This is a genomic window from Planomonospora algeriensis (assembly GCF_977012225.1).
This window is the reverse complement of sequence record NZ_CDRNDK010001189.1, coordinates 1-231: the sequence shown is the minus strand read 5'-3', so window position 1 is coordinate 231 and position 231 is coordinate 1. Positions and strand designations below refer to the sequence as shown.

Annotated in this window: 1 protein-coding gene; it reads right to left on the bottom strand. The window is 68.0% G+C overall.

Annotated features, from left to right (window positions below; genetic code table 11):
- Positions 1 to 10: 10 nt before the first annotated feature.
- Positions 11 to 231 (bottom strand): zinc ribbon domain-containing protein (locus tag ACWJ6R_RS38370; protein WP_449066853.1); only part of this gene is annotated, 221 nt, incomplete at its 5' end.

Here is a 231-nt window from a genome sequence, read left to right as displayed (position 1 = left end):
CGGCTTCTCGCTAAGCCGCTTGCGCAGCCTCACGAAGGGCAAGCCCTGCCCTGAGGATGTTGATCGCCGCGTTCACGTCGGCGTGCGCGGCATGCCCGCACGCCGTACAAGCGAACGCGGCCTGGGTGAGGCGGTTCTCCTTCGCGCAGTGCCCGCATCGGGCACAGGTGCGGGAGGTGTTGCGGGGATCCACGGCGATCAGCTCTCGACCGGCGCTTTCAGCCTTGTACG